This window comes from Vibrio sp. 10N.222.52.B7, from assembly GCF_041474275.1.
Classification (GTDB): Bacteria; Pseudomonadota; Gammaproteobacteria; order Enterobacterales; family Vibrionaceae; genus Vibrio; species Vibrio crassostreae_C.
Genome location: NZ_JBFRTU010000266.1, coordinates 1 through 620 on the forward strand (window position 1 = coordinate 1; position 620 = coordinate 620).

At 42.4% G+C, this 620-nt stretch carries 1 pseudogene; it reads right to left on the reverse strand.

What is annotated here, in order from left to right:
- Nucleotides 1-468, reverse strand: a pseudogene (locus AB4512_RS22765) (IS3 family transposase); the annotation flags it as partial.
- Nucleotides 469-620 lie beyond the last annotated feature (152 nt).

Genomic DNA, 620 nt, shown 5'->3' on the forward strand with positions numbered 1-620 from the left:
CTGCAACACAGCGCTTGTAGAAAGCTTGTCGTGTAATACCTATGAAGTGACAAGCTTTAGTGACGGTCAACTTTCTGACCGTTTTTTCCTTAATAACTCGGCCTTGCGCTTCTTTGAGATTCGGACACCGAAATCTCGATCCATGACTTTTACAACCGCTTCAAAGAACTCAGCTTTGAGCTGAGTCTCTTCTAATTGCTGCTCGAGTTCTTTGATTCGTTGCTCTGGGGTTTGAGTTGAGGAAGAGTTTGACATAGTCGCTCCTAACGCTCTCGATTGTTCTATTCCTTTAGACCAATCTAGTTGACCATGTTTGCGAAGCCAAACTAAAACGGTAGAGCGACCTTGGATCCCATAACGTTCTTGAGCTTGCTTATAAGTCATTTCGCCTTTTTCAACTTGGCTTACGACTGCCAATTTAAAGGCAAGAGAATAATCTCGTTGAGTACGTCTACTTGTTGTTTTCATGACACTCTCCAATTTCATGTTGGAAATGTGTCAACCATATTTAGGACGGTACATGGCAAGGAATAAGGACTTCGCTTCGTTGGCTTTTTCTGCTTTGTTTGCGGCTTCTTGATAGGCAAGGTTGTTTCGTTTTAATTCAAAGACTCGGAAGA